The organism is Prosthecobacter sp. (assembly GCF_049294395.1).
In the GTDB taxonomy this organism is placed as follows: Bacteria; Verrucomicrobiota; Verrucomicrobiia; order Verrucomicrobiales; family Verrucomicrobiaceae; genus Prosthecobacter.
In genome coordinates, this window is record NZ_JBAQCR010000224.1 from 1 (window position 1) to 6,213 (window position 6,213).

Genomic DNA, 6,213 nt, shown 5'->3' on the forward strand with positions numbered 1-6,213 from the left:
CGATGAAAGTGACCGAGCAGATTGATGCCCTGCGCGTCATGGGCGTGCACCCGGTGGATTACCTCGTGCTGCCGCGCTTTCTGGCGATGTGTGTGTCCATGCCGCTGCTGGTGGCGGAAAGCATCGCCTTCGGTTTGATGTCGTCTTATGTCCTCATCGTTTATGGCTTTGATGTGCCGGGCGGCTGGTTCTGGCAGCACACCGTGGATCACACCGAGGTGCTGGATGTGGGAATCGGCATGTTCAAGGGGCTGATGTTTGGCATCATCATCACGCTGATCAGCTGCCATCAGGGACTCATGGCGGAGAATGGTGCCGTCGGTGTGGGGCTCGGTACCACGCGTGCGGTGGTGTATTCTTCGCTGACGATGCTGGTTTCGAATTTCTTTCTGACCATCGCGCTGAATTATGTGTCGCCGATGGGCACGGCATCGTGAGGCGGGCTAAAAGCGGGTGATCAAGGTTTTGAGCCGGCGGCTTCCAGTGTCTTGATCCACTGAATGCCTTGTGGAATGCCCTCATTCAGCATGGAATCATAATGGTCACCGGTGGGGACTTCGACATGCTTGACGGTTTTGCCTGCCTTTTGAAGGCGTTCGACGTAAGCGTGGATGGTGACGGGCGGAATTTTGGAATCGTCCAGCGCATTGAAGACAAGCACCGGGCAGTGGATCTGCTCTGCATTCCGGAAGGGAGAATTTTCCTCCACGAACTTTCGGAATCCGGTGATGCCAGTATCTAGCTGTGAGATCACTTTGGCACCGAACCGCTGCTCCAAATCAGGAGCCGGTGCATAGGCGATGCAGCCGCGCAGCAGAGGCAGTTTTTGAGCGAGGTTCAGAGCTACAACACCAGCGGAACTATGGCCTGCCGCATAGACGTGGGAGTTGCTGAGAAAGGGGTGCTTCTCCTTGGCTAGTTGCAGAGCTGCAATGGCATCGTTGAGACCGCCCTGGCTTTGGATGAAGGTGGTGCTTGCTTTGATGACGCCAGCGTCGGTCACGGGATCCGCAGGCCACGGCCCGCTGAGACTGTAAGCCACGACGGCAAATCCAGCCTTCACATACGGCAAATGTTCAGGGACATCTCCGTCGCCTAGATCCATGCCATGAAACATGCGTGTGCCCGCAGCCGCGATGAGAATGCATGGAATGGAATCCTCCTTCATGATGGAGGGATGGTAAACCCACACCTGATTCCCATTTCCGGTGATCTGATATTCCTTCCGAACCATGCCTGTGGGGATGTTCGGGCTGGAGCTGGCAGCCGGGGATTGGGCCTGAACTGCTGCAGTGAAGAGCAAAAGAACGGAGAGTCCGGTTGGGAGGAATTTCATGCGCAGAAAGCCTAAATGGCTGTCCGAGCGGCGGCAATGCAAAAGCTGATTTGTGCTTCTCTCTTGCTCTTTTTCGCCCGGCCCGATAGCCTTCGCTGAAATTCAACCAATTAAGCACCGCCATGTCCGCCAATCTTGCAGAACTCCTCGGTACGATGATTTTGGTCCTCCTAGGCGACGGTGTCGTCGCAAATGTGGTGCTGAAGCAGACAAAGGGCAATAATGCGGGCTGGATTGTGATCACTGCGGGCTGGGGCTTTGCGGTGGCCGTGGCAGTTTATTGCGTGGCTGCCATCAGCGGCGGGCATTTGAATCCCGCGGTTACCATCGGTCTGGCGACGATCGGTAAATTCGAGTGGGCGCTGGTTCCCGGCTACATCGCCGCACAAATGGTGGGCGCGTTTCTCGGCGGCATTCTCGTCTGGCTGGCCTACCTGCCACACTGGCCGGTGACGGAATCCCAAGGCGACAAGCTGGCGGTCTTCAGCACCGGCCCGGCGATCCGCCACACGGCAGGCAATCTGATCTGCGAGGCCATCGGCACTGCCATGCTGGTGCTCGGTGTGCTGGCGATCCTGTCTCCTGCCAATCTGGTGCCCAATTCAGGCTTCGACAAAGGCCTCGCGCCTGCGCTGGTCGGCCTTTTGGTGGGTGCGATTGGCCTGTCCCTCGGCGGCCCCACCGGCTACGCCATCAATCCTGCACGTGACCTCGGCCCACGCCTTGCGCATTTCCTCCTGCCGATCCCTGGCAAGGGCAGTTCTGACTGGAGCTATGCGTGGATTCCAGTCGTCGGTCCGATCATCGGCGGGATTGTCGGGGCGCTGGTTTACAAGGCGCTGTGGTGATCACTTCGGAGTGTGAGGCACGAGCACATCCGGTGATTCATTCGACTGCCGCGCACGCTTGGCCATTTCGCGGGCAAACTGCTCCTGAGAGCGGCGCGCTTTGGCGGCGGTGACGTGGAGCAGCTGCCAGGTGCCATCCGCCTTGAGGACGCGACCACGGGCGGTGTCGGCGAAGTGGACTTCGAGGATGTGCTGCAGGCGTTTGCGCGCCTCCCGGTCTTCGACGGGGGTGAGGAGCTCGACGCGTTTGGAAAGATTGCGGTTCATGAAGTCCGCGCTGGCGATGAACACAGCGGGCTTGCCGCCCTGGCGGAACCAGAAGATGCGGGCGTGTTCCAAATAGCGGTCGATGATGCTGACGACGCTGATGTTTTCACTGATGCCCTTGATGCCCGGGCGCAGGCAGCAGATGCCGCGCACATTGAGGCGGATCTTCACGCCCGCCTGGGAGGCTTCATAGAGCGCCGCGATCATCTGGCGGTCTTCGAGCGCGTTCATCTTGAGCATGATCTCGGCGGCTTCGCCCTGGCGGGCGCGTTCGGTTTCACTGCGGATCATGGAGACCAGGCGCTCGCGCAGGCCATAGGGGGCCATGCTGAGCTTGCTGAAATGCACGAAACGTGAGCGACCGGTGACGGTGTTGAAAAACGCGGAGGCATCAGCGCCAAAATCAGCCCGGCAGGTGAGCAGGCTGATGTCGGTGTACAGCTTGGAGGTGGCCTCGTTGTAGTTGCCGGTGCCGAAGTGCATGTAGCGCGTCATGTGGCCGGATTCGCGGCGCATGACGAGGCAGACCTTGGCGTGCGTCTTTAAACCGGCGACGCCGTAGATGATCTGCGCGCCTGCATTGATGAGGTCTGCGGCACGTTCGAGATTGCGGGCTTCATCAAAGCGCGCTTTCAACTCCACCAGCACGGTGACGTGCTTGCCGGCCTGCGCGGCGCGGATGAGCGCGGAGATGATGCGGCTGTTCTTGGCGGTACGGTAGAGGATCTGTTTGATCGCGATGACGTTCGGATCAGCCGCGGCTTCCTCCACCAGAGCGAGGACGGGCTCGAAGCTCTCATAGGGATGATGCAGCAGGATGTCCCCGCGTTTGATCGCATCAAAGATGCTTTCGCCGGGTGTGATGGCGGTGCTGGGGAGGCTGTCCCAGGGCTCGACCTTGAGTTCTTCGAAGCCGGAGATGCTGGCGATTTGAAAGTAGGCGCGCAGATCGAGCTCGCCGGGGATGTCATAAATCTGCGCGGTGCGTGCGCCGCAGAGATCACGGATGATGCGGGTGTGCTCGCGCGAGGCACCGGACTCGATTTCGATGCGGATGGCGGGGCTCTTCAGACGCTTTTCGAGCACCTGTTCCATTTCGCTGGCGAGGTCGAAAGCGCTTTCGTCATCGACGGAGATGTCCGTGTTGCGGCTGACGCGGAAGCGTGCGGGAGCGGAGACTTTCTCCGCAGGGAAAAATTCACCGATGAACAGCGCGACGACATCTTCGAGGTTCACGTAAAGGTACTGGCCGCCTTCAGGATCAGGCACCAGAACATGGCGTGGCAGATTGGCGGGCAGCGGCAGCAGCACATGGCGCTTTTCCGAGTGACCATTGTCGCCGCCGGTCACGGTGCAGAGCATGATGATGTTCAGCGCCGGTATGGCTGCACGTGCGCTGGTGTCATCCACCACCACAGGCGAGAGCACCGGGAAGATGTGCTCGTCAAAGTACTCATGCAGCACCGTGCGCTGTGCGGGTGTGAGCTCGGTGTTCAGGAGGCGCCTGATGCCCTTCTCCTTCATCATGGGCACGAGCTGCTGCTGCAGGATGTCATACTGCCGTGCCACAAAGGCGGCGGCCTGCTGGTGCACCTGCTCCCATTGCTGGGTGGGGGTGAGGCCGGCGTTGTCGCGCACGCGCAGGCCCTGCTCACGCAGAAACTGCAGGGCACCGATGCGGACCATGAAGAATTCATCCAGGTTCGACGCGGTGATGGCGAGAAACTTGACCCGTTCGAGCACGGGCAGATCGATGCGCGCCACCTCATCAAGGACACGAGAATTGAAGGCGAGCCAGCTCAGCTCGCGGTTGATGAAGTGATCCTCGGTCAGGCGCAGCGGCGGCGGCGCGGTTGATAAATCAGGATTTGGCGAGGATGATGTCATAACCGTAAATTTCGCGGAAGAGATCGCATTTCATATCAATGGCGATCTGTTCGACTGTGGTGTCATCCGCCCCCTGGGTCAGCACGTTGAGCCGGGTGCCTTCGGGGCGGAGCTGGATGGATTTGATGCGCTGCGCGTGACTGCGATCCAGGGCGTCTGCAAGACGCAGCAGCGCGGCGAGCTTGAGCACGATCATGCGCTCTTCGCGTGAGAGGTCGGAGAAGTGCGCGTGATTCGGCTCAGGATTGTAGCGGCGATGATAGCGGGCGAGCAGGGCGACCATCACGCGGTCATGCGAACTGAGACCAAAGATCTCGGTGTGCATGAGGATGTAGAGGCTGTGCTTGTGATGCTCACGCGGACTGATGAACATGCCGACCTCATGCAGCGTGGCGGCGATGCGGAGCACGAGTTCGTATTTGGCGTCCAGTCCGTGCAGATGCTGCAGCTCACGGAAGAGCTGGCGGGAGAAATTGGCGACGTGGTCGGCGTGTTTTCGATCAGTTTTATAGCGCAGGCCGATCTCGCAGGCGGCCTGCATGACTTCTTCCTGGAAAATCGCGGTGCGCGAGCCGGAGGTCATCAGATCCAGCATGAGTTCGAGCTGGAAGTCACCTTCGGGAACCCAGAGGGAATCATCGCCAAAACGACGTGCGAGCGCGAGATTGGTCTGCAGCGCGGGAATGATGCCTTCACCGCCGGTGTAATGCACGTGGAGCTCACGCACGAGTTCGTCGGGATTCAGTCGTGCCAGTTTGTCGGTGAGGCGCGCGAGATCATTCTCCAGCACGCGATGCGCGCCGTGGCGCGCTTTGCCAAGCCGTGGGGCAACGCTTTGAATCTCCGCACCGATGGCGACGTGGTGGTCGATTTTTACGTCGGAATAATCCTGCGCGAGGTGATCCACGACACCGCGGATGTGCTCTTCCAGATGCACCATTTGCTGGCGGGCCTCATCATCCGGCGTGGCGATGGCTTCGCGGGCGCGGAAGATGCCGAGGCGGTAGTTGCTGTAGGCAGCAAGGCGGCCCTGCTGGAAATAGATCGCACGAGTGTTGCCGGGGCCGATGTGGGAGACAAAGGTGTTCCCTTTGGCGAGCAGGGGATTCTTCAGCAGCATGCGCTGGGCGATCTGATAGACGAGGCGAGTCATGTTGCCGTCATCAATGAGGCTCGGGGCGACCCCGCTGTGAACTTGGAGACGGTTCAGGAAAATTTCGTGATTGACGGCCTCCGCGAGGATGTTGGAGGTGAAGAGCCGCAGCTGCGAAGGCGGGATGCCATACTCGCGCATCGTCTGAAGATAATCGCGGAGGATGGCGGCTGCTTGATCGACGGTGTTGCGAGAGATGCTGCGGGCGCGGAAAATATCACGCGCGACGGGCAGCGGGCGGTCCAGGCTTTCGATGCTGATGAACTGGCCTTTGTCATCCTTCCGGCCGATGACGAGCGAAACCGAAGCCGCACCCACATAAATGACGGCATGTTCTGGCGGCGGATTGAGCGTGACAGGTGGGGTCGCGTCACTCATGGAATGAATACGTGGTGAGGCATTCTGCAGTTGTTATTTTCCTGTGCTTCGCATCCATGCCACTGCACCAGCGGCCACGGCCTGGCCGCCAAGCTTGGCGAGCGAGTATTTGATCCCGCGGGCAAGTTCCGGGATGGCGTAGTGCTCGACCTCTTCCTTGAGCAGGTTCATGTAGAGTTCAGGCAGTTCCTCGACCAAACCGCCGCCGAGCGTGATGCGGTCGGGGGCCAGCAGGTTGACGACGGTGGCGACCCCCATGCCGAGATAGCGGATCGAGTTGCGGAACATGATCATGGCCGCGTCTTCACCGCTGCGGAAAGCATTGGCGAGCGCTTTGCTGCGGA

The 6,213-nt window shown here is 60.0% G+C and carries 6 protein-coding genes; 2 read left to right on the plus strand and 4 right to left on the minus strand.

Annotated elements, in window-relative coordinates; all coding sequences use genetic code 11:
- The coding region (locus WAW39_RS15605) for an MlaE family ABC transporter permease (RefSeq protein WP_422320115.1) at positions 1-437 on the plus strand (437 nt) is incomplete at its 5' end.
- A 20-nt stretch (positions 438-457) separates the two neighbouring features.
- On the opposite strand, the gene WAW39_RS15610 is transcribed toward WAW39_RS15605, so the two are convergent.
- Complete coding sequence (locus WAW39_RS15610) at positions 458-1,336, minus strand: alpha/beta hydrolase family protein (protein WP_422320116.1); 879 nt, start codon at positions 1,334-1,336, stop codon at positions 458-460.
- A gap of 122 nt (positions 1,337-1,458) precedes the next feature.
- Here WAW39_RS15610 and WAW39_RS15615 point away from each other — a divergent pair, with 122 nt between their 5' ends.
- Positions 1,459-2,184, plus strand: coding sequence for an MIP/aquaporin family protein (locus WAW39_RS15615; protein ID WP_422320117.1), 726 nt, complete (start codon positions 1,459-1,461; stop codon positions 2,182-2,184).
- Here the strand turns inward: WAW39_RS15615 and ppk1 are convergent, their stop codons facing one another.
- The 3 genes from ppk1 to WAW39_RS15630 all read right to left on the minus strand — a co-directional run.
- Entirely contained in the window at positions 2,185-4,338 is a 2,154-nt protein-coding gene (gene ppk1, locus WAW39_RS15620; protein WP_422320118.1) for a polyphosphate kinase 1, read from the minus strand.
- Complete coding sequence (locus tag WAW39_RS15625; RefSeq protein WP_422320119.1) at positions 4,313-5,869, minus strand: hypothetical protein; 1,557 nt, start codon at positions 5,867-5,869, stop codon at positions 4,313-4,315. The genes ppk1 and WAW39_RS15625 overlap by 26 nt, the downstream gene beginning before the upstream one ends.
- Positions 5,870-5,902: 33 nt before the next feature.
- On the minus strand, positions 5,903-6,213 hold a 311-nt coding region (locus WAW39_RS15630; protein WP_422320120.1), incomplete at its 5' end, for an ROK family protein.